At 71.6% G+C, this 22,159-nt stretch carries 14 protein-coding genes and 2 CRISPR repeat arrays; of the genes, 4 read left to right on the forward strand and 10 right to left on the reverse strand.

From position 1 onward, the window contains the following. Nucleotides 1-8: 8 nt before the first annotated feature. The 4 genes from AB0H71_RS12535 to AB0H71_RS12550 are packed head-to-tail and all read right to left on the reverse strand — an operon-like array spanning nt 9 to nt 9,017. Nucleotides 9-992: an ABC transporter substrate-binding protein gene (locus tag AB0H71_RS12535; protein ID WP_357018836.1), complete on the reverse strand. Its 984-nt coding sequence runs from the start codon at nt 990-992 to the stop codon at nt 9-11. 44 nt (nt 993-1,036) lie between these two features. After that, nucleotides 1,037-6,736: an amino acid adenylation domain-containing protein gene (locus AB0H71_RS12540; protein WP_357018838.1), complete on the reverse strand. Its 5,700-nt coding sequence runs from the start codon at nt 6,734-6,736 to the stop codon at nt 1,037-1,039. A gap of 13 nt (nt 6,737-6,749) precedes the next feature. After that, nucleotides 6,750-7,691: a methionyl-tRNA formyltransferase gene (locus AB0H71_RS12545; RefSeq protein WP_357018841.1), complete on the reverse strand. Its 942-nt coding sequence runs from the start codon at nt 7,689-7,691 to the stop codon at nt 6,750-6,752. Nucleotides 7,692-7,733: 42 nt separating this feature from the next. After that, the gene (locus AB0H71_RS12550; RefSeq protein ID WP_357018844.1) at nt 7,734-9,017 is read right to left on the reverse strand and encodes a SidA/IucD/PvdA family monooxygenase; all 1,284 of its coding nucleotides are present in this window, start codon (nt 9,015-9,017) and stop codon (nt 7,734-7,736) included. 138 nt (nt 9,018-9,155) lie between these two features. Between AB0H71_RS12550 and AB0H71_RS12555 the strand changes: the two genes are divergently transcribed. Both AB0H71_RS12555 and AB0H71_RS12560 read left to right on the forward strand, forming a co-directional pair. Further along, the gene (locus AB0H71_RS12555) at nt 9,156-9,605 is read left to right on the forward strand and encodes a hypothetical protein (RefSeq protein WP_357018848.1); all 450 of its coding nucleotides are present in this window, start codon (nt 9,156-9,158) and stop codon (nt 9,603-9,605) included. Nucleotides 9,606-9,967: 362 nt separating this feature from the next. Continuing rightward, nucleotides 9,968-11,314 (forward strand): hypothetical protein, encoded by a 1,347-nt coding sequence (locus AB0H71_RS12560; RefSeq protein WP_357018850.1) that lies wholly within the window; start codon nt 9,968-9,970, stop codon nt 11,312-11,314. Between the two features lie 292 nt (nt 11,315-11,606). Continuing rightward, nucleotides 11,607-12,731: direct repeats of the CRISPR family, unit length 29 nt; unit sequence GGGCTCATCCCCGCATGCGCGGGGAGCAC. A gap of 58 nt (nt 12,732-12,789) precedes the next feature. Here AB0H71_RS12560 and AB0H71_RS12565 read toward each other — a convergent pair. The 3 genes from AB0H71_RS12565 to AB0H71_RS12575 form a co-directional block, all read right to left on the reverse strand. Beyond that, a complete protein-coding gene (locus AB0H71_RS12565) occupies nt 12,790-13,515 on the reverse strand; it encodes a CPBP family intramembrane glutamic endopeptidase (protein ID WP_357020345.1) in 726 nt (241 codons plus the stop codon). A 155-nt stretch (nt 13,516-13,670) separates the two neighbouring features. Further along, complete coding sequence (locus AB0H71_RS12570) at nt 13,671-14,603, reverse strand: RluA family pseudouridine synthase (RefSeq protein ID WP_357018851.1); 933 nt, start codon at nt 14,601-14,603, stop codon at nt 13,671-13,673. Between the two features lie 18 nt (nt 14,604-14,621). Continuing rightward, complete coding sequence (locus AB0H71_RS12575; RefSeq protein ID WP_357018855.1) at nt 14,622-15,050, reverse strand: TIGR03667 family PPOX class F420-dependent oxidoreductase; 429 nt, start codon at nt 15,048-15,050, stop codon at nt 14,622-14,624. A gap of 148 nt (nt 15,051-15,198) precedes the next feature. Between AB0H71_RS12575 and AB0H71_RS12580 the strand changes: the two genes are divergently transcribed. Next, nucleotides 15,199-17,043 carry an ABC transporter ATP-binding protein gene (locus AB0H71_RS12580; RefSeq protein ID WP_357018858.1) on the forward strand — a complete coding sequence of 615 codons (1,845 nt, stop codon included), beginning with the start codon at nt 15,199-15,201 and terminating at the stop codon, nt 17,041-17,043. Further along, complete coding sequence (locus AB0H71_RS12585) at nt 17,040-18,776, forward strand: ABC transporter ATP-binding protein (RefSeq protein WP_357018861.1); 1,737 nt, start codon at nt 17,040-17,042, stop codon at nt 18,774-18,776. The genes AB0H71_RS12580 and AB0H71_RS12585 overlap by 4 nt, the downstream gene beginning before the upstream one ends. A gap of 148 nt (nt 18,777-18,924) precedes the next feature. Continuing rightward, nucleotides 18,925-20,048: a CRISPR direct-repeat array (repeat unit 29 nt; unit sequence GTGCTCCCCGCGCACGCGGGGATGAGCCC). 135 nt (nt 20,049-20,183) lie between these two features. On the opposite strand, the gene cas2e is transcribed toward AB0H71_RS12585, so the two are convergent. Genes cas2e through cas6e form a run of 3 tightly spaced genes read right to left on the reverse strand, consistent with a single transcriptional unit; the run spans nt 20,184 to nt 22,158 of the window. After that, entirely contained in the window at nt 20,184-20,555 is a 372-nt protein-coding gene (gene cas2e, locus AB0H71_RS12590) for a type I-E CRISPR-associated endoribonuclease Cas2e (RefSeq protein WP_357018864.1), read from the reverse strand. After that, nucleotides 20,549-21,502 (reverse strand): type I-E CRISPR-associated endonuclease Cas1e, encoded by a 954-nt coding sequence (gene cas1e, locus AB0H71_RS12595; protein ID WP_357018867.1) that lies wholly within the window; start codon nt 21,500-21,502, stop codon nt 20,549-20,551. Before cas1e ends, cas2e begins: the two co-directional genes overlap by 7 nt. After that, complete coding sequence (gene cas6e / locus AB0H71_RS12600; protein ID WP_357018870.1) at nt 21,499-22,158, reverse strand: type I-E CRISPR-associated protein Cas6/Cse3/CasE; 660 nt, start codon at nt 22,156-22,158, stop codon at nt 21,499-21,501. Before cas6e ends, cas1e begins: the two co-directional genes overlap by 4 nt. Nucleotide 22,159: the final 1 nt, after the last annotated feature.

Below are 22,159 nucleotides of genomic sequence, written 5' to 3' on the forward strand. Positions count from 1 at the left end.
GCACCCCGCTACTTGTTCAGCGCCTCGAAGGTCGGCGCCAGCCGGTCCAGCACATACGGGGTGTTCAGCGGGGTGGGGGTGTTCAGCGCGCTGATCGTCATCACATCGATGAAGGCGATGCCGCCGGACTTCACCGCGGGCAGCTCGGCATAGCCGGGCAGCTGCTTGAACTTCTCCTCGAAGGCGGGCAGCGCACCGCAGACCAGCAGGTCGGAGGTCAGGTCGCCGAGCCGCTCCGGCGAGAGCGCGAGCCTGCCGCCCGCCGGCGCCTCGTCCGCGATCTTCTGCGGAATGCCCATGCCGAGCCGCTCGAAGAGCGCCGCCGAGCCGTCCTTCGGGTCGGCCAGCACCATGAGCTGCGCCGGGCCGGTGAGCATGCAGGTCAGGAAGGTCTTGCCGGACAGCTTCGGGTACTTGCGCGCGAACTCGTCCACCTTGGCGTCGACACCGTCGATGACGCCCTGCGCGTCGCCCTCCCGGTGCAGGATCCGGCCGAGCGCGGTCACCTGGTCGACCCAGTTGTCCACCTGGGCATTCGGGGTCACCGCGCCGATGGTCGGGGCCAGCTTGCTCAGCTTGTCGTACAGGGCCTGGTCCACCAGGTAGCTCGGCACCAGGATGAGATCCGGCTCCAGGCCGGCGATCTGCTCGGCGATATCACCGCCCGCGTTCAGCACGGTGGCCTGGCTCAGCGAGTCCGGCTCCCACGGCACCTTGGTCTTGGCACCGATGGAGATGTTGTCCGCGTAGCCGACCGGGGTGATGCCGAAGGACTGGGTGGCGTCGAGCCACTGGTTGCCCAGCGTGACAATGCGCTCCGGGGTGCCCTCGACCACGGTCTCGCCGTAGTTGTGCGCGATGGTCACCGCGCCGTCACCGCCCGCGGAGCCGTCCGATCCGCCGCAGGCGGCCACGCCGAGCGTGACCCCGAGTGCGAGCAGCGCGCTGCCGAGCCGGGCGGCGGGGCCGCGTCTCCTCGTTGTCGACGGCATGGGGCAGCTCCTCGTATCGAACGGTCGGTTTTAGCAAGGTTAGGCTAAGCGAATTTGAGCCAGCCGTCGACGGTCCAGTGCGCGATGTCGCCGGTGCGGTAGCGCCGCTCCCCCGGCTGCAGCGGGTCGTCCTCGAAGCGCCGGTCCACGCCGAGCGCGGCGCCGCCGACGTAGACCGTGCCCGGCACCCCCGGCGCGCACGGCTGCCCGGCCGGATCCAGCACGTAGACCCTGGCGCCCGGGATCGGGCGCACCCGCCCGCTGCCGTCCACCGGCCCGCGCGCCACCGCGCCGACCGTCACCGCGGGCGCGTACCCGACCGTCCCCGCCGCCCTGGCCGGGAACTCCGCCGGGGTGTCGAAGGCGATACGGGCGCACTCGGATTCGCTCGGCCCGCCCTCGCCCCAGAGGTCCCAGCGCCGCACCTCGGCCCAGCGGTTCGGGCCGTCGCGCAGCGCGCCGTCCCGGCCGAGCACGGTGCCCGCCGCGGCGACCACGTGCGTCACCCGCTCGGCGTCCAGGAAGGCGGCGGCGCGGCGGGGTTCGGCGACCACGACGGTGGCGCCGTCCACCAGCCCGGCCAGCACCTCCACCAGCACCGCGACCGTCGGGGCCGGTGCGACCACCAGCCGCACGTCGGCCGCGCCGCGGGCCCGGTCGGTGCTGCCCGGCGCGCAGTCGGTGACCACGGCGCGGCGATCGGCCACCGCCGCCGCCACCGCCGCGGGCGGCACCACGACCCGCTCGCCGCCGGTGCACCCGGCCGCCAGCGTGATCGGGGTGCCGGCCTGCGCGGCGGCGTCGAAGGCGACCAGCAGGTGCACGATGTCGGCGGCGGTGATGCCGGTGGGCGGAGCCGGGTCCTTCAGCTCGTCCACGCGCTGGAAAAGCGTTTGATAGTCCAGGGTTTCGCCAGCGCAGCGGAGCGCGGGGCGCTGCCCGGGGAACATCCGGCCGCGCCACAGCAGCCCGGCGGCGGCCGGGCCGAACGGCGGCTCCACCCCGGCGGACCACTCGCGCAGCACCCGCTCGCGCTCCTCGCCGGTGCCGACGCCGAGCCGGCTCAGCGGCCGGTCCGGGGTGTCGGCGAAGGCGGTGAGCAGGCGGCACACCCGGGTGGCGAAGAGCTCCGCCGAGGCGGGCCGGAAGAGGCTCGCGCGCACCGTGATCGCCGCGTCGAAGCCGCCGTCCTGGGCGCAGCGGAAGGCGAAGCCGATCTCGCGCAGGGCGGGGTCGCCGGGGAGCGGGAGCACCGCGGTGGCGATCTCCCCGTCGAACCGCGCCTCGGCGGACCAGTCCTGTTCGCGGAAATCCAGGGTGGCGGTGTAGGTCTCGGCCGCGCCGGGCACGCACTCCAGCGGGACGTCCTGGTTGCCGTAGGCGGCGAGCGCGGTGGCCCTGGAGCGGTCCAGGACCGCGCGCGGGGTGGGGTCGCCGGTGAGGTCGGTGCGCAGGACCAGGGTGTTCGCCACCGGGCCGACCAGGTCGGCGAGCGCCGGGTCGGTGCGGCCGGCGATGGCGGCGCCGAGCGCGATATCGGTGCCCGCGCCGTGCTGGTGCAGCAGGACCGCCACCGCCGCCTGGTACAGCATGAACTCGGAGGCGCCGCCGCCCTCGGCCAGCGCGCGCAGGCGGCCGCGCAGAACCGGGTCCACGGTGAATCGGGCGGTGTGCGAGCCGGTTTCGTCGTGCGCACGGCGCGGGAGGTCGGTGGCGATGGCACCGGCGGCGGGGAGCCCCGCGAGCGCGGTGCGCCAGTACTCCGCCTGGGCGTGCAGCGGGGTCGCGGCGGCGCGCTGCCAGAGGGCGTAGTCGGTGAAGCTCAGCTCGGGGAGGGGGCGGTGCGCGGTGTCGCCGCGCAGGCGGGCGCGGTAGGCGGGGGCCAGGTCGCGCAGGACCGTGCGGAACGACCAGTGGTCCGCGACCAGGTGGTGTGCGGTCAGCACCAGGACGTGGGTCTCCGGATGCGTGGTCAGCAGCACCGGCCGGATTCCGGGGCCCGCGACCGGGTCCGGGACCGTGGTGGCGGCCTCGGCCAGCGCGGCGTTCAGCTCGGCCGGGCGCACGGTGCGCACCGGGATCTCGATCTCCTCGGCCGGAACCCGCTGGGGTACGGGGTTTCCGTCCGGCCCCGGGGTGAACCGGGTGCGCAGGATCTCGTGCCTGGTGAGGGTGTCCCGCACCGCTCCGATCAGCGCCGTGCGGTCCAGGGGGCCGTCGAAGCGCACCGCGAAGGGGACCCCGCAGCGCGGGTCGGTCAGCGACCACCGCGGTTCCGCGAGCAGCGGTGGCTCCTCAGGCAGCGCGCCGAGCGCAGCGGCATCGACCGGCGTTACCTCCGGGAAGGTCGCGCCGGGTTCGTCCGGCGCTGGTTCCGTCGCGTCGCCGCGGGCCGGAGCACCGAGCAGCTCGGCTTCCGGCACGGCCGGGAAGGCCGCGCGCCAGCGCACCTCCTGCGCGACGGAGAGCGGAATCCGCTCCGGTCTGCGCACCTGCCTGGTCGGCGCGGGCAGCGCCGACGCGGTGAGCGGCGCCGCCTCGATGGCGGCGGCCAGCCCGGCCACCGTCGGCGTGTCGAACGGCGCCCGCACCTCGACCGCGACCCCGAACTCCGCGCGGATCAACGCCACCAGCCGCCCGGCGAGCAGCGAGTGCCCGCCCAGCTCGAAGAAGGAGTCGTCGGCCCCGACCCGCTCGGCCCCGAAGATCTCGGCGAAGAGCGCGGCCAGCCGGATCTCGGTGCCGGTGGCCGGTTCCCGGGAGACCGGCGGGCGCACCGGCGCGGGTGCGGGCAGCGCGGCCCGGTCCAGCTTGCCGTGCTCGGTGAGCGGAATCCGCTCCAGCACGGTGAAGCTGCTCGGCAGCATGTACTCCGGCAGGCTCATGGCCGCGCGGGCCCGCACCTGCTCCGGGTCGAGCACCAGCCCGGCGCCCGCGGGCACCAGGTAGGCGGCGAGCGTGGTGCCGCGCGCCGGATCGCGCACCGCGACGACGGCGCAGTGCCCCACCGCCGGATGCGCCGCGATCGCGGCCTGCACCTCGCCCAGCTCGATCCGGTGCCCCCGCACCTTCACCTGGTCGTCGGCGCGGCCGACGAACTCGATCTCCCCGGCGAGGTTGCGCCGGGCCAGGTCACCGGTGCGGTAGAGCCGCCCACCGGCGAGGAACGGATCGGCGACGAAGCGCTCCGCCGCCAACCCGGCCCGGTTCAGGTAGCCGCGCGCCAGCTGCGCCCCGCCCAGGTAGATCTCGCCGACCACCCCGGCGGGCACCGGCTGCAACCGGTCGTCGAGCAGGTGCACGTGCACGTTCCGGTTCGGCACCCCGATCGGCACGATCCCGGCGCCCTGCGGCCCGGCCACCACCTGGTGGGTCGCGCAGACCACCGCCTCGGTGGGGCCGTAGTGGTTGCGCAGCTCCGCGTCGAAGACCGCGGCGAAGCGATCCGCGACCTCGCCGAGCAGCGCCTCACCGCCCACCGGCACCCGGCGCAGCGCCCGCCAGTCGCTCACCTCGGGCAGCAGCAGCAGGGTGCTCAGCGTCGAGGGCACCATGTGCAGCACGGTGATCCGGCAGCGCGCGATGAGTTCGGCGGTGTAGGAGAGGTCGCGCAGCGCGTCCGGCTCCGGCACCACCAGGCAGGCGCCGACGGTGAAGGTCACGAAGATGTCGAGCAGCGAGGCGTCGAAGCCGATCGAGGAGGATTGCAGCAGCCGGTCGTCGGCGGTCATCCCCCACTCCGCGCAGAAGCCGTCCAGGTGCTCCGCGATCGCCGCGTGCGCGACCGGGACGCCCTTCGGCTGTCCGGTGGAGCCCGAGGTGTAGATGACGTAGGCCAGGTTCGCCGGGCGCAGCGGGCGCGCCCGGTCGGCGTCGGTGAGCGGCTCGGCGGGCCGCGCGGCGGCCGCCCGCTCGGCCGCGGCGAGCGACTCCGGGTCGAGGACCAGCCGCGGCGCCGCGTCGGCCAGCACGTAGTCGATCCTGGCCTGCGGGTACGAGGGGTCGATGGGCAGGTAGGCGGCGCCCGCCTTGAGCACCGCGAGCACCGCGACGACGTACTCCACCGAGGTCGCGAGCCGCAGCGCGACCAGCTCCTCGGCGCCGATGCCGCGCGCGATCAGCTCGCGGGCCAGCCGGTTCGCCCTGCGGTCCAGCTCGGCGTAGCCGATGGTGCGGTCGCCGGTGCGGCTCGGCGCCAGCAGCGCGGGCGCGCCCGGCGCCCGGCGCACCCGGTGCTCGAAGAGCGCGACCAGGGTGCTCGGCGGGGTCGGCACCAGCTCGCCGTGCGATTGATCGCGCAGCCGCTCGCGCTCCTCGGCGCCGAGCAGATCCAGCTCGCCCACCGGGCGCTCCGGGGTGGCGACGGCATCGCTCAGCAGCCGGATGTAGTGCGTGAGCAGCTGTGCGATCAGGGCGTCGTCGAAGCGGCCGTCCCGGTACTCGGCCTGCACCCGCGCGTCGGCGCCGTCCCGGACGACATCGATGCGGAGCGGCACCGTGGCGGTGCGGCTGCCCAGCTCCAGCGGGACCGCGTTCGCCGCGCCCAGCGCGAAGCCGGGTTCGGCCGCCCGTACGTCGAAGGCGATGCGGGCCAGGCGATCCAGGCCGTCGGTCGCGCCCGCGCGGCGCGGGTTCAGCACGCGCACCACGTGCTCGATGCCGACGTGGGCGTGCGCGAAAGCGTCCTTCGCGGCGGTGCCGAAAGCTGACGCCAGCTCGGCGAAGGGCTCGGAGGAGTTCACCCGCGCGCGGAGCAGGACGGTATTGCCGTAGAAGCCGATGCGGTCGGCGGAGCCGGCATCGCGGCCGGTCACCGGGGTCGCGAGGAGCAGGTCGGCGGCGGCGGTGTAGCGGTGCAGAAGGGCGGCGAAGGCGGCGGCGAGCACGCCGAAGGCGGGGTCGGGGTGGCCGGTTTCGGTGCCGGGGACCCGGTCGAGGAGCCCGGCGGGGAGCCTTCTCGTGACCCGGCGGACCCGGCGCGCGGGGCCGGTGACCGGCTTGGTGGGGAGCTCGACGGGGTCCGGAAGCGGGGTCAGCGCCGAGCGCCAGAAGTCCAGCTCCGCCTCGCTCGGCTCGTCGGTGACCGCGGCAGCGCGGCGCGGCGCACCGGACAAGCCCGCGAGACCCGGCCTCCCGGCCACAGCCGCCCGGTCCGGCACCCGGCCCTCGACCGCACGGTCCGGCGTACGGCCAACGGCCGAGCCGTCGGCCGCGGGCCCCCCGGCGGCGCCGTACGCGACCCCGAGCGCCGCGCCGAACACCCCCGCCGACTCCTCGTCCCAGGCAATGCCGTGCGCCACCAGCACCAGCACGAACTCCGTCGCCCCGGTGCGAATCAGCGTCACCCGCAGCGGCGCCTCCACGCCGAGGTCGAAGGGCCGCCCGAGCTCGCGCCGGGCCAGCACCTCGACCCGGCGCACCCGGCTCGCCTCCGGCAGCTCGGCGATATCGTGCACCTGCCAGCTGGGCGCGGTACCGGGCAGCAACTCCGCGAACGGCTCCCCCTCGGCATCGAAACCGTAGGTGGTGCGCAGGATTTCGTGCTCGGCCGTGACCAGGGCCAGCGCGGCGCGCAGCCGCTCGGGGTCGAGCGGCCCGTCCACCCGGTAGGCCACCGCGACATTCAGCGCGGTGTCCTCCGGATCCCTGGTCTGCAGGAAGAGCGCCCGGCGCCTGCCGTCGGCGAGCGGCCTGCGCGGCGCGCCGGACGCGGCGGGGACGACGAGATCGGCGAGGATCGACACGGCGGAGCTCCGCTCAGGCAGGTGAATCGGTGAGATAGCCGCCGCGGCGGAAGAACTCGGCGCCGTCGTGCTCGGCGCCTTCGGCGGTGCGGACCCGGGTGATCACGAGCCCGAGGTTCCGGCCGCGGATCGGGTTCGGACCGCAGACCACCGCGCCGCCGTCCTCCTGGACGATGACCCGGCCCGCGGTGCCGCCGTAGCGCGCCTCGGAGACCTTGGCCGCCAGCACCTCGACCCGCTCGCCCCGGTAGTAGGCGAAAGCCCGCGGGTACGGCGCGGAGAGCGCGCGCACGAACCGCTCCAGATCCACGGCCTCCCAGCTCCAGTCGATGAGGCTGTCCCGCTCCGAGCGCTTGTGGAAGTAGGTGCGCTCCTCTTTGCGCTGCGGCGTCCACTCGGCGGTGCCGCTCGCCAGCGCGTCCAGCGCCGCGTGCACCGCGCCCGGGATCAGCTCCATGCCCGCCTCGACCAGCTCGGTGCCGGTGGCGCCGGCCGGGATCGGGAGCCGGTGCTGCACCAGGATGTCGCCGGTGTCGAGCTGCTCGTCCATCCGGTGCACGGTCAGCCCGAACTCGGACTCGCCGCTGATCAGCGCCCACAGCACCGGGGAGAAGCCGGTGAACTTCGGCAGCAGCGAATCGTGCAGGTTGAGCGTGCCGTGCGGCGGCATGGCGTACAGCTCGGCCGGCATCCAGGTGTACCAGCTGTTCACCACGATGACGTCCGGCTCGGCCCGCTTCACCAGGTCGATGGTGGCCGCGTCGGCCTGCTCGGTGAGGTGCACCGGAATGCCGTGCTCGCGGGCCAGCTCCTCGACCGAGTCGGAGAAGATGCCCTTGTAGGCGTGCTCGCTCGCCGGGTGGGTGACCGCCAGGACCACCTCGTGCTCCGAATCGATCAGGGCCTGGAGAGTGCGGCGGCCCCAGGTCTGGAAACCGAACGACACGATACGCATGAACCGAACCTCGCCCTCGACAATAAGTAAGGCAAGCCTAGCCTATTCGCTATGCCGCGCGGCAGCCCGGGCGGGCGTCGAGATCCGGGCCGAGGCGGAGGCCAGCACCCGATCCGAGAGCTCCCCGAGGCAGCTGAGATTCGGGAAGCCGGGGCCCTGCGACAGCCCCGCCATATTCGGCAGGTACAGCTTGGCACCCAGCCCGCTCACCGAGAGGTCGTGCGCGATTGCCGCTTCCAGCCGCGGTTGCGTGACCGGGCCGCCCACGGCGAGCTCCAGCAGATCCGCCGCGTCGGCGTCGAAGAGCTCGGTGAACCACAGCGGCTGCCCGCCGGTGGCATCCACCACCAGGTCGAAGGCGTGCGTCTGGTCCGGGCGGCGGTCGTTGCGCAGGGTGAGCGCGATGCCGTCGCCGTGGTCGGCCACCCGGACCACCCGGCCCTGCAGGTGGTGCACCCGGTTGTCGCCGAGCAGCGTCTCCTGCACCCGCACCGAGAAGACGCCGCGGTCGGTGCGGCGCACCACGTCCCGACGCTCCGCAACGCTCAGCGCGCGCCACTTGGTGGGGTCGGAGTAGAGCGAGTTCTCGAAGTAGCTCTCGCCGCGGGTGTAGATGGTGGCCGCGGGCGAGATCACCGAGACCGTGAGCACGTCGTGCCGGACCAGCTCGTCCATGGCCGAGCCCGCCGTCTCGCCGCCGCCGATCACCGCGGCCCGCGAGGAGGGCGGCAGCGCCCGCTTCCCCGTCAGCTCCCAGAACTCCGCGATGCTCAGCATCTTCGGGTGCTCGGCCAGCGCCCGGCCGCTCTTCCCCGGACCCGTGATCATCAGCCCGTCGGCATCCAGCTGGGCGAGCGAACCGTCGCCGTCGCGCACCGTGACCAGCCAGCCGTCCGCAGCCGCCGCCACCTCGGTGACGGTGCCGAGCACCACCTCGACCTCCGAGCGCCGCGCCACCCACTGCAGGTACTTGGCCCAGACGTAGTGGTGCGGGCTCGGCCTGCCGCGGTCGACCCACTCGGCGTAGTCGCCGCGGTCGATCAGGAAGGCGGTCCAGCTGAAGCCGTTCATCGCCTCGTTGATGGCCCGGTTGTGGCCGCGGGCCCAGGTGGAGTGGTACGGGAAGCCGATGTCCTTCTCCGGGCTGGTGCCGAGCCGGTGCCTGCCGTCGGTCCAGCCGCCGCCGGGCAGCCAGTTGCCGCCGACCGCGTGCGCCTCCACCACGGTCACGTGCGGGGCGGGCAGACCGAGCTGCCGGAGCACGTGCGCCTTGGCCGCGACAGCCATCGCCTTGGGCCCCGCCCCGATCACCAGAAGTCTGTCCACCGGGTGCTCCCAACTCTCGCGGTACCGGTCGCCCTTCATGTTTGCATAGGCTTACCTTATATTGCTGGGTGGTGCCAAGCCCCCGCGTCGAAGCCGACGTGTACGGCACACCCCGCACGAGAACGATGGGATACGCACATGATCAACCTCAGGACCCGGACCGCGATCGCCCTTGTCGCCGGCGCTTTGCTGGGCGGCGGCGCGATCGCCGCCCCCGCCTCCGCCGCGCCCGCCGTGGTGCACACCGCGGCGCCGTCGGTCGGCGAACTCCAGGCCAAGCTGCAGCTGGTGCTGAACAGCGGCGCCGGCCGCGGCGCCCGCGCCGCCGAGCTGGAGGGCGGCGAGGCCGATCTCGCCACCATCGACAAGATCACCGGCGTGATCTCCTCGGTGCCCAGCTTCGCCTGGTACGTCACCGGCCCGGTGAACGTCTCCGGCGACACCCTCACCGCCAACCTGCAGACCACCGTCTCCGGGTACGCCCCGTTCCCGCTGATCGAGGTGTCGTGGCGGCAGGTCGGTGGCGGCTGGAAGCTCACCAGCGAGTCGGTCTGCACCGTCGGGTACTACGCCTCGGTCTCCTGCTGAGTTTCTGATCGGGCCCCGGTGTCCCCCGTGGACACCGGGTCACGGCCGTCCCGGCGGCCACAGGATCACCGAGATCAGCACGGCCAGCGGTAATCCGACGGCGATCGTCCAGCCCAGCTCGATCATCCCGGTCCCGCCATATTTCCCCCTGTCGGTCGCACGCACCCGGCACCGGGGACGTCCCACCCGGTGCCGCGTGCGCGTAGGCGACGCTAGAGCGGGGTCGGGTGCCCGCACATCATCTGCGCCGACTTTTCCCCGAAATTAGGCATCTGCACACCTGCCGAGTACGACCTGCGACGTACATGGCGGCCCCCCGATGGCCGATGCGAAACGCTCGGCTCTCCGGGCAAGCTGAACGCATGTCGGTGCTGGACGCGGTTTTGGTGGTGAGCGCTTTGCTGCTCGCCGTCGGTGGCGCCGTCGTGCCGCGCACCGCGCGCTGGGCGGCGCCGATTGCCCTTCCCCTGCTCTTCCTGGGTGCCGGTATCCAGCTGCTGCTCGATGGTTTCGTCTGGCAGCGGGTTCCCGCATATGTGCTGCTCGGAGTGGCTACCTGGCTGCTCGTGCGCACTCCCCGCCGCACCCTGCCCGCGGCGCTGCTCGTCGGCGCGCTGGTTCCGGTCGCCACCGCGGTCTGGGCGGTACCGCCGGTGCCGCGGTTGCCCGCCCCGGACGGCGCCTATCCGGTCGGCAGCACCGTGTTTCGCTGGGTGGACGAATCCCGGCCCGAGCCCGCCACAGCCGACCCCGGCGACCATCGGAATGTCGTGGTGCAGGCGTGGTACCCGGCGAAATTCGGCTCGGTACCAAGGCAATACCTCTATATGGATGGCCACGGGAATCTACCCGCCACGATCTCCGGCGTGCCATCGATGCTGTTCTCCCGCTACCACCTCATCGATACACACGCCGGCGCCGACGTCCCGCTCGCCGATGATCGGGCGCGCTGGCCGGTCCTTCTCTTCTCCCCCGGCTACGGAGCGCCGCGCGCCGTCTACACGGGGCTGCTCACCGAGCTGGCATCCCGCGGTTTCGTCGTGCTGGCGGTGGATCATCCGTACGAGGTCGCCGTCACCGAACTTGCCGACGGGACGGTTGCGCACGGGGTGGCGAACTCGGGTTCCGATGCCGAGATGGCCGCCCAGCTCGCGGTCCGCACCAGCGACCTGTCCTTTGCGTTGGATCAGATCGGCGCCACCGAAACCCTGCTCACCGGCCATATCGATACCACCCGCGTGGCCGCCGCGGGCCACTCCTTCGGCGGCGCCGCCGCAGCCTCCGCCCTTGCCCACGATCCGCGCGTCATCGCCGCCGCGAATATCGACGGCACGCTCTACGGCGATCTCCCCGAGCAGAGACTGCCGGGACCGTTTCTGCTGATCGACAGCGATCCGGCGCTGACCGGGCATTCGACGGCCTACACCGACGGGAACCGCACGCTGATCGCCGGATTGCAGGCCGGTGGCTACCGCTACACGATCGGCGGAACCGACCACATCGGATTCACCGACGCTCCACTCTTTCTCGCCGCACCACTGCGCGTCGTCGCCGGGAGATGGTTCGGTGGCGAGCGGGAACCGGTTGAAACTCGAAGGGCTACGGCAGATCTTCTCGTTGGCGTACTCGGGCCGCCATTGGGTGAGCGGCCGACGGATGTCGAAGGAATAGCCGACAAGTACGGGAACATCATCGGCGAGAGGCTGTAGGGCCTGCGTCCTATCCGCTGCTCGACAGCTGATCAATCACTGCCTCTGCAAAATGCTTGAAGCCCATCCCCGCCATCGTCAGCCCCCTTCAAACCACGTCGCCCACACACTGGTGCCGATTCCATTGACACCCCTACACGAAGCACCGGAACTTTCGACCAGCCCTCCCGGCTCAATAGCCATCGATGGAGCGTGGCAAGCACTGCGTCGCCGAGTCGGCCGCGAGATTGGTGGGCTTACCCCCGCCCACCCGGGGAGAGCAGACCAGGGCAGCGGTCAGCGCGCCCGCGCCGGGCTCATCCAAGCATGCGCAGGAAGCACACCAGGGCCCGCAGGAATGCGATGTCGTTTTCGGGTTCATCCCCGCAGGCGCGGGGAGCACTGGGGTTCGCTGCGCGATCACCTCGTCGAGCGGGGCTCATCCCCGCATGCGCGGGGAGCACTCCAGGGTGACCGGGACGTTGGTCTCGGTCGCGGGCTCATCCCCGCATGCGCGGGGAGCACAACCCGAGCTTCTCGGCGATATCGGGCACGAACGGCTCATCCCCGCATGCGCGGGGAGCACGCGGCGTGGCCGGTCGGGCTGTGGACCGTGATGGGCTCATCCCCGCATGCGCGGGGAGCACGGGGAAGTCCATCGCGGCGATGATCTCGGGGGGGCTCATCCCCGCATGCGCGGGGAGCACTCCTGCCCATCCCAATCTTCCAGTGGCCCAGGGGCTCATCCCCGCATGCGCGGGGAGCACCTCGGTGGTGTGTCTGCGTATAGAGAGGGCGCGGGCTCATCCCCGCATGCGCGGGGAGCACGGGTCGACCGCGGTGCCCGAGACGGTGACCGAGGGCTCATCCCCGCATGCGCGGGGAGCACTCGTTGCGGCCCAGCCAGCGGCCCCGGATCTCGGGCTCATCCCCGCATGCGCGGGGAGCACCTGTCCGCGCTGGTCACCGCCGGATCGGCGGGGGGCTCATCCCCGCATGCGCGGGGAGCACAGCAGGTTCGAGATCGCGACGTCGATCAGCGCGGGCTCATCCCCGCATGCGCGGGGAGCACACGACCGCAGCGCAGCGGATCTGCAACGAGGAGGGCTCATCCCCGCATGCGCGGGGAGCACTCGGGCCGGGGATCGCGGCGGGTGCCCGGCGGGGGCTCATCCCCGCATGCGCGGGGAGCACAGCTTGCCGGAGAGATGGGCGAGCCCGCTGGCGGGCTCATCCCCGCATGCGCGGGGAGCACAACCACTCGTCGGTGTCGCGGCCGCGCCGGCGGGGCTCATCCTCGCATGCGCGGGGAGCACTGGACCGCCGAGGGGGTAGGGCGAGCGGCGTTGGGCTCATCCCCGCATGCGCGGGGAGCACAGCGGCACCATGCCGTCGGTGTGGGTCACGGTGGGCTCATCCCCGCATGCGCGGGGAGCACACTTCCTGACCAGCACCGCAACACCCGGTAACTCAGTTACCCATTCACTTTCCGCCCCTCACCCGAACGTCACATGCCAGACCAACGCCGCCGCTAGCGCCCCCGCCCCATTCACCGACCAGTGCAGCGCAATCGGCGCAAGCAAACTCCCACTTCGCCGCCGCAACCAAGTGAAGACCACCCCCGCAGCCCCTGTCACCACAACCGCCAACGCAATACCGAGCACCTGCCCGACCCACCCGCCGCCGAGCACCGCTCCGAGCCCGGCATTCCCACTGGTGAGCCCGAAGGACGACGCCACGTGCCACAGCCCGAAGAGCAGTGATCCGGCGAAGAAAACACCCCGCACCCCATACGCCCGATCCAATGTCCCGTGCAACACCCCGCGGAACGCCAACTCCTCGGGAATCACCGTCTGCAGCGGGATGACGATCATGGACGCGATGAGCGCGCCGGAGATGGTTGCGTACCGATCGGCGAGGAAGAACGGCCTGGTCACGGGCAGCGCCGCGCCGATGGCGACGACGGTGAGCACCAGCGCGACGGCACCGACGGCGTAGAGCGTCCCGCGCCGCCAGTGCCGAGGCGAGAGCCCCAGCTCGTGCCACCCGAGCCCGCGCCGCCGCATGAGTGCCAGCAGCACCACCGCCGCTACCGGCACGCTGATCACATTGGCCCAGGCGGTGGTGAAGTGGGCGATGAGGTTGGTGCAGGCCAGGACGACGACCACGACGGCCACGTCCAGGTAGGCGTGCACCCGGGGCCGCGGCTCCGGCTCGGTCATCGCCGAGGTGTCCGCGACACGGACCGAGTCCGTGGGACCGGCGGTCGAGGTGAGGACTTCGCTGGAGGCCGGTTCACGCACCGGGCCCAGTGTACGGACGCTATCTGAGTGCGAGGAAAGAGCCATCGATCAGCGCTTACCCCGCAGAACGTGTTCTAATTCCCGGCCCAGCCGACCGGGTCGTCCCATGCTTGCAAACGGCGAGTCGTCCGAAACGACCGCTCGACCCCGCTGACCGGATCGGTGAACGCCAGCTGCGCGGCGAGCAGTTGCAGCGGCCGGGTGAAGTCGTTGATCGCCTTGTCGGTGACCTCGGGGTAGAAGTCGTCGCCGAGCAGCGGCGCCCCGAGGCTGTTCATATGCAGCCGCAGCTGGTGGGTCCGCCCGGTGTGCGGCCGCAGCAGGTAGCGGCCGAGTCCGGCGCGGTGCTCGAGCAGCGAGACCTCGGTCAGCGAGTTCGGCTCCCCGTCCACCTCGAAGGCGGGCAGGACGTGCTTTTCCTTGACGATCCGGCTGCGCACCGTACGTGGCAGCGCCAACTCCGGGTCGTACCGAGCAATTGCCTCGTACTCCTTGCGCACCTCGCGCCGGTGGAAGAGCGTCTGGTACGCCCCGCGCCGCGCCGGATTCACCACGAAGAGCACGAGCCCGGCGGTGGTCCGATCCAGCCGGTGCGCGGGGATCAGATCCGGGAGGTCGAGGTCACGACGCAGCCGGACCAGTGCGGTCTCCAGAATGTGCCGCCCCCGCGGAATGGTGGCGAGGAAATGCGGCTTGTCCACCACCAAAATGTCGTCGTCGCGGTGCACCACGGCGATATCGAACGGCACGAACGCTTCCACCGGCAGGTCGCGATGGAACCATACGGCGCCACCGGGGACGTAGGGCGCATCCGGCGAGATCGGGCCGTCGAGATCGACGATTGCCCCCGCGGCCAGCATTTCGTCGATCCGCGCGGCAGGAACCCGATACAGCCGCTCCACCAGGTGCTCGCGAATCGTGGCCCAATCACCCTCCTCGGGCAACCGCAACCGAGCCGGGTCGAGCCCGTGCCGCTTGGGCAGCGGTGGCCGCTGACGCCGTCTCACCGGCCCGACCCTAGCCGCTCAGAAACCGCGCAGCCGGTCCGGCACGATGCGGATCGCCGCGGAGTAGGTCTCGCTGAACTCCGAGCCGCTGATATCCAGGCTCGCGAGCCCCTCGCGGTACTTGGCGAGCAGCGCCCGGGTCTCGGCATCGGAGGGCGTCACCTCCTCGATGTGCGCGGTCCCGGTGAGCACGACGACGTCACCGCCGGTAGCGGTGCTGTTCAGGTGCAGCGCGATCCGCGGGTTGCGCCGGATATTGCGCACCTTGGCTTGATCAGGCTTGCTGAAGATGAGCACGGTCCCGTCGGACCAGAGGAACCAGACGGGGTTCGGCTGCGGCGTCCCGCTGGGCCCGACGGTGGTGAGCCAGACGATCTGCTCGGACTCGAGGCGCTCGGCGACGCGCGCGCCGAACTCGGTATCGGTGTCGACGACGGAGGAGGTCATCTCCGTCACAACAGCGCTGCGCCACGGAGGATTCCGACTATTCGGACAACTTCGAGCCGGTCCCCCGCAATGGGAAAACTTAGCCTAACCTATCTCCGAGGCGGGGGGACTCCCGCTGCGTGACGACCACGGGCGAGAGGCGAGGCGCATGACGGTGCAGACCGCGCCGCCGACGGCGGAGCCGGGGAACCGGCCGCCGAAAGCGGTGCTGAAGGAACGCAAGCAGCGGGAGGCGCGGGCGCGGCGCGAGATCCTCGCCCCCGTGCACACCACGCTGACCCTCGCGAGCCTGGTGGTGGCGGTCGCCTCGCTGGGCACGGTGGTGCCGTTCATCCTCATCGTCGAGGCGTGCCGGGAGCTGCTCGCGGCGCAGACCGACACCGATCGGGTCTGGCGGCTGGTGTGGATCGCCATCGCGGTGCTGGTCGCCCGCGGCCTGCTGCAGGCCGCCGCGCTCACCTGGTCGCACCTGGTGGACGCGAACTTCCAGCTGACCGTGCGGCGGGCGCTGGCCGCCAAGCTGAGCCGGGTGCCGCTCGGCTGGTTCTCCGACCGCAGCTCCGGCGAGGTGAAGAAGTACCTGCAGGACGACGTCGAGGCGCTGCACTACCTGATCGCGCACGCCCGGCTGGAGTTCGTCGGCGCGGTGGTCGCGCCGTTGGTGGCGCTCGGCTACCTGTTCACGGTGGACTGGCGGCTCACCCTGGTGCTGCTGATTCCGCTGGTCATCTACTTCATCGGGCTGAGCCGCATGATGGATCAGGCGGGGCGGGACCGGCTCGCCGTCTACACCCGCACCTCGCGCACGGTGCAGGAGGCGACGATCGAGTTCGTCGACGGCATCCAGGTGGTGCGCACCTTCGGGCAGGCGGGCCGCGCGCACAGCGCCTACCGGGACGCGATCGAGCAGCAGGTGGCGGCGCTGGACCGGCTCAAGACGCCGCAGATCCGGCCGCAGTCGGTGACCGATGTGGTGATCGCCCCGGTCTTCGTCATGGTGGTGATCGTGGTCGCCGGGCTGGCCGGCGTCGGGCTGGAGTGGCTGGCGCCCCTCGATGTGCTGCCGTTCCTGCTGGTCGGGCTGGGTCTCGGCAGCTCGCTCATGGGGCTCGGGTACGGCGGGCAGGCGCTGCGCGAGGGCGGCGCGGCGGCGGTGCGGCTGCACGAGCTGCAGCAGACGCCGGAGCTCGCGGCCGGGTCCGGGGACGCGGTTGCCGAGGTGACCGATCGCGGCCTGGTGCGCTTCGAGGACGTCACCTTCGGGTACCGGGAGGGCCACCCGGTGCTGCGCGGGGTCGATCTGGAGCTGGTGCCCGGCACCATCACCGCGCTGGTCGGGCCGAGCGGGTCCGGCAAATCCACGCTGGCCAAGCTGCTGCCCCGGTTCTACGACGTCACCGGCGGGCGGATCACCATCGGCGGCAGGGACATTCGTGACTACGGTACCGAGGAGCTGTACCGCACCGTCGGCTTCGTGCTGCAGGACGTCCGGCTGATCCGCGGCAGCATCCGCGACAACCTCACGCTCGCCAAGCCGGACGCCGACGACGCCGCACTCGAGGCGGCGGCCCGCGCCGCCCGCATCCACGACCGCATCGTCGCCCTCCCGCGCGGCTACGAGTCGGAGATCGGCGTCGACGCCACCCTCTCCGGCGGCGAGGCGCAGCGCCTCTCCATCGCCCGCGCGCTGCTCGCCGACACCCCGGTGCTGGTCCTGGACGAGGCCACCGCCTTCGCCGACCCGGAGTCCGAGGCGGCGGTCCAGGACGCGCTGGCCGTGCTGGTCGCGGGCCGCACCGTGCTGGTGATCGCGCACCGGCTGCACACCCTCACCGGCGTCGACCGGATCCTGGTGCTGGAGAACGGCGAACTGGTCGAGCGGGGCGAGCACGAGACGCTGCGCACCGCCGGCGGCACCTACCAACGACTCTGGGAGATCAACGAGGCCGCGCTCGGCGCGGTCGCGCTGGTGGAAAGCGAGGACCCCCGATGATCGCCAAGGTGCTCGCGCTGGTACCCGAGCAGTTCCGGGGCAGGCTGCCGATCCTGCTCGCGGTGATCGTCGCGCAGGCGATCGCGCAGGGCATCGGCTACCTGCTGCTGGTCCCGGTGCTGGAGGCGCTCTTCGAGAACCGGCTGGACCGGGCCTGGAGCTGGACCATCGCCATGGTGGTCGCGGTCGCGGTGATGGCCGTCTTCAGCTACCTGCAGACCACCATCGCGCTCCGCATCGCGCTCGGCATGCAGCGCGACCTGCAGCTGCGCGTCGGCGACCACCTGAACGCCATGCCGCTGGGCTGGTTCGAGACGCACGGCGCGGGCCCCATCGCCCGGCTCGCCACCGAGAACGTGCTCGAGGTGCAGCGGGCGCTGGCCTACCTGGTCGCCAAGGTGCTGACCGCGGTGATCGTGCCCGTGACCGTCGCGGTCGGCATGCTCTTCGTGGACTGGCGGATCTCGCTCACCATGCTGGTGGCCGCGCCGGTGCTCTACGCGGTGAACGTGCTGGCCAACCGGGCCTACTCCACCTCGGAGAAGCGGGTGCACGCGGCAGCGGCCGAGGCTGATGCGCGGGTGGTCGAGTTCGCGCAGGCGCAGCCGGTGCTGCGGGCCTTCGGTGCGGTCGGCAGCGGGAACAGGGCGCTGGACGGCGCGCTGCATCGGCAGAAGTCGGAGACCACGCGAACCGTCTTCACCTCGGTGCCCGGGCTCATCGTCTTCGAGCTCTTCGTGCAGGCGGTGTTCCTGGTTCTGGTCTACGTGGTGATCACGCAGGTCACCGGTGGGTCCGTCTCGGCGGCGGTCGCCATCGCGCTGATCGCGGTGAGCGCGCGGTTCGTCGAGCCGCTCACCCAGGCCGCGCAGATCGGCAACGGTCTGCGCACCGCCCGCAACTCCCTCGATCGGGTCACCGAGCTGCTCGCCGAGCCGGTGCTGCCCGAGGCCACCGAAGCGGCTAACCCTGGCGCACCCGAGGTGCGCTTCGAGGACGTGGCCTTCGGGTACGACGAGAACTCGCCCGTGGTGTCCGGGGTGTCCTTCACCGTGCCCGCCGGGAGCACCACCGCCATTGTCGGGCCGAGCGGCTCCGGCAAGACCACGCTGCTGCGGCTTGCCGCCCGCTACCACGAAGTGAACTCCGGCCGGGTGCTCATCGGCGGGCACGATGTGCGCGAACAGCCGTCGCAGACCCTGTTCGACCAGCTCGCCCTGGTCTTCCAGAATGTGTACCTCTTCGACCGCTCGGTCACCGAGAATATTCGCATCGGCCGCCCGGACGCCACCGACGAGGAGGTGCGGCGGGTCGGCGAGGCCGCTCGCGTGGACGAGATCGCCGCGCGGCTGCCGGACGGGTGGGACACCAGGGTCGGCGAAGGCGGCGCTTCGCTCTCCGGCGGTGAGCGGCAACGGGTTTCGATTGCGCGGGCGCTGCTCAAGGAGGCGCCGATCGTCCTGCTGGACGAGGCGACGAGTGCGCTCGATCCGCACAGCGAGGCGGTTGTCGTGCGCGGGGTGCACGAGCTGACGCAGGGGAAGACGGTGATCGTGGTCGCGCATCGGTTGGCGACGATCGCGCATGCGGATCAGATTCTGTTCGTCGAGGGTGGGGCGATTGTCGAGCGGGGGACGCACAGTGAGCTTCTGGAGCTCGGCGGGCGGTATGCGGCGTTCTGGAACGAGAGGTCGCGGGCGTCGGGGTGGCGGTTGGAGCGGGTGGGGGTTTGATCTGGTCTCGAGCGGGCCGCAGTGCTCGGCAGGCAGTTTGACTATCGTCACCGGGGTGACTGCACACATGGCGAGTTCGGGAGGACAGGCGCAAGTGAAAGTGAATGGGTAACGGAGTTACCGAGATGAAACGTGCAGGTCAGGAAGGGTGCTCCCCGCGCACGCGGGGATGAGCCCGACCACGCCGAAGGGCTGCCCGAAATGGCGGCGTGCTCCCCGCGCACGCGGGGATGAGCCCCGACCCGGATCAACAACTACCTGTCCGACCTGGTGCTCCCCGCGCACGCGGGGATGAGCCCGGCGCCACGATCAGCCAGTTCAACACCGGCTAGTGCTCCCCGCGCACGCGGGGATGAGCCCGAGACGTAGAGCCGACGCCAGGCGGGGGAATTGTGCTCCCCGCGCACGCGGGGATGAGCCCTACACCCCCTACCGCGGCGCCGAGCAGCACGGGTGCTCCCCGCGCACGCGGGGATGAGCCCGCCTGCAACAGCCCCTTCTCGTTGCTGTTTAGGTGCTCCCCGCGCACGCGGGGATGAGCCCTGTGACCCACCTAACAGGACTAGCCTCGCATTGTGCTCCCCGCGCACGCGGGGATGAGCCCGCGCTCGCGACCGGCAAGGCGCTCCCGCTGCTGTGCTCCCCGCGCACGCGGGGATGAGCCCAACGACCCGATGACTATCCCCTTCGTTTTCCTGTGCTCCCCGCGCACGCGGGGATGAGCCCGGGAACTTGCCCGGGGCGTCGAGGACGGACTCGAGTGCTCCCCGCGCACGCGGGGATGATCCCACGGGATCGAGGCTGTTCAGCGTTTCGAGCTCGTGCTCCCCGCGCACGCGGGGATGAGCCCCACGAGGGCGAGTTCGGGGTGTAGTGCAACCGGTGCTCCCCGCGCACGCGGGGATGAGCCCGACCACACCCAGCAGCTCGCCGACCTCACCGTGTGCTCCCCGCGCACGCGGGGATGAGGCCATCCAGGGGTGCACGTCCAGCGGCGTGCCGGTGTGCTCCCCGCGGACGTGGGGATGAGCCCTGGAGGATGTCGATGCGCTGCCGGCCCATCGCGTGCTCCCCGCGCACGCGGGGATGAGCCCGGCGGCACCGCGGGGCAGCCCGGCCAATCCACGTGCTCCCCGCGCATGCGGGGATGAGCCCACTTGGCACTGTTCACTGACGCTGCCCCCTGAGCGCTCGCCGCGCTCGCTGAAATGAGCGCCGAACAGGTCACCGGCCGACAGGTGTAGCGCTCTCCGCACACGCCTGGATGAGCTTCCGACTGGCGGGACGAACAGCCGCTCCCAGCGCCCTGCCGCTCCTTAAGTCCGAGGAATAGGCCCAGCTGGTGCGGCGGGTCAGCGGTCGGAGGAATGCCCCCACATTCGCGGAGGAGTGAGGTGTCAGATACGGCTACTCGTCACCGGAAGAACGCGCGCGGCGCTTCGCGGCTCGCCCATATCTGCTCGCCTTACTCCACCCGGCCCGCGCCTTCCCAGCCCTGACGTCAGCGGTATGCGGGCGACGCATGAGGTGGAGTCCATCGATGTCGACGGGCTCCCAGTCGTGCCGGTGCACCTTGAAGGCGAGCCGCTGCTCACCCCGGGTGCTGTGAATCATGATGGCGCGTCCGTCTTTCGCGAGTTCGACGGTGCGTTCCCAGGCCAGGTCCCGGACACGGGCGGAGACGACGCCGACGAAGACGCCGGGGCTGATCTCCAGGAACCAGCGGGTAAGGTGGCCGCGCAGACCGGCGGGACAGGCCGTCAGCACCAGCACTACCACGGGACTTCTTCCTCGCCCGAGTAGGAGGTGCCCGCCGCGACATTGCCGCTGCGGTCCCAGAGTTCGACGACGTCGGTATCCCACTCGGCAACGCCGTCGGGCTCCTCCGGGAGCAGCAGCGCGTAGATGTCGGTGCAGCATCGTTCCAGGAGGTGCCCGCTGTGCACCGTGTCGCGAACAGCTCGGCGGGTGGTGGCGGGAATGTCCTCGGCACCGGAGGCGGCGGCATCGAAGGCGGGCGGGATGGCGAAGTCGGCTTTGTAGAGGTCGGCGAGGTCGAAGACGAAGGACCGCTCGTGGCCGGTGTGCACGAAGCCGAGGCCGGGAGCGCAACCGAGCGCAACGATGACCGCGTGCACGATGCCGTAGAGGCAGGTCGTGGCCGCTGAGAGGGCACGATTGATGTCGTCGCTCGCATCGAAATCCGCAGGGTTGTAGTCGCGCCGATTCCAGTCGACCCCGGCGCGTTCGGCATGCTCCCGATACAGCCGCCGGACCCGGGCACCTTCGCGGCCCCGCAGCTGCTGCATCGTCAGCGCACCGACATCCTCGCCGGGGAAGCGCATCTCGTACATGCGCCGTGCCACCCGGAGCCGCTGCGCCTGATTGCTGACCGCAGCCGCCTGTGCCTCCAGCAGCCGGGAGCTGCGCGCCAATGATCGCCCGTGCGCGTAGTACCGCACACCGCGCTCACCGACCCACACCGCGGTCGAGCCACTCTCGGCCAGCAGCAGCATTGCCTGATGAGTGACGCGGGTTCCTGGCCCGAGCAGCAACGCACCGATTGTCGCCGCGGGAATGTGAACGACACCGTTCTCGTCCGTGGCCGTGATGGCGTTGCCGTCCCGGTGCACCGTCGCCCGTTCCAGATAGATGAACGAGAGCCGATCCTTGGCACGGACCAGCTCGCCGATTCCGATCGGCCGGGCGGCGGGTTGATCGTTCACTGAACGGGAGCGAGCGTGAGCAGACCGCAGCCGTAGGCTTTGGCACGGCCGATGCCGTGGGTCAGGGCATGTCGGAGCCTATCCGTATCGGTCACCGCGAGCGTGCCCTCGTAGGTCGCGATCGAGACGGTCACCGTCGTCGCTCGGCGGCGGAACCGCAGCGTATCCCGCCCGGAAACGACGACGTCGGGTGCGCCGCTGCCACCCCCGATCACGAACCCGTTCGATTCCGCCCGCTTCTGCAACCACTGAACCTGATCAGCGAGGGTGAGGCCGGTGGGTTTGCCGCGCCCCGGCGGGGTGCCGACGCTGCGCTCGAGCGCTGCGCGGACGGGGTTGGCGGTGAGCCGGAAATTCCACCGCTGATCGACTGCCAGCCGATCCAGTAGCGGTGTGTACTTACGCGTGGTCCACGCCGTGGTGGTCGGCCATCCGGCCTGCTCGACGATGTGGGTGAAATCCGGCTCCGCCGGGCTCACCACGTAGAGGTCGACCTGATGATCGCGATGGTCGATGCGCCAGAGCAACCGACCGGCGTCGGAGGCGGGCTGTGGCGGGAACGCGGCGAGTACCGCCGCATGCGCCACCTGGGGCGACTCCAGAATCTTGCGGGCGCCCACGCGGGCACCGTTGAGCGGCACACGAGACAGGAACATC

It is taken from the genome of Nocardia sp. NPDC050697 (genome assembly GCF_040654395.1).
GTDB lineage: Bacteria > Actinomycetota > Actinomycetes > Mycobacteriales > Mycobacteriaceae > Nocardia.

Excerpts from the sequence above, each read along its gene's own strand:
- AB0H71_RS12535 (WP_357018836.1), bottom strand. The coding sequence starts at position 992 with ATGCCGTCGACAACGAGGAGACGCGGCCCCGCCGCCCGGCTCGGCAGC.
- AB0H71_RS12545 (WP_357018841.1), bottom strand. The coding sequence starts at position 7,691 with ATGCGTATCGTGTCGTTCGGTTTCCAGACCTGGGGCCGCCGCACTCTC.
- AB0H71_RS12555 (WP_357018848.1), top strand. The coding sequence starts at position 9,156 with ATGATCAACCTCAGGACCCGGACCGCGATCGCCCTTGTCGCCGGCGCT.
- AB0H71_RS12560 (WP_357018850.1), top strand. The coding sequence starts at position 9,968 with ATGTCGGTGCTGGACGCGGTTTTGGTGGTGAGCGCTTTGCTGCTCGCC.
- AB0H71_RS12565 (WP_357020345.1), bottom strand. The coding sequence starts at position 13,515 with ATGACCGAGCCGGAGCCGCGGCCCCGGGTGCACGCCTACCTGGACGTG.
- AB0H71_RS12575 (WP_357018855.1), bottom strand. The coding sequence starts at position 15,050 with ATGACCTCCTCCGTCGTCGACACCGATACCGAGTTCGGCGCGCGCGTC.
- AB0H71_RS12580 (WP_357018858.1), top strand. The coding sequence starts at position 15,199 with ATGACGGTGCAGACCGCGCCGCCGACGGCGGAGCCGGGGAACCGGCCG.
- AB0H71_RS12585 (WP_357018861.1), top strand. The coding sequence starts at position 17,040 with ATGATCGCCAAGGTGCTCGCGCTGGTACCCGAGCAGTTCCGGGGCAGG.
- cas6e (WP_357018870.1), bottom strand. The coding sequence starts at position 22,158 with ATGTTCCTGTCTCGTGTGCCGCTCAACGGTGCCCGCGTGGGCGCCCGC.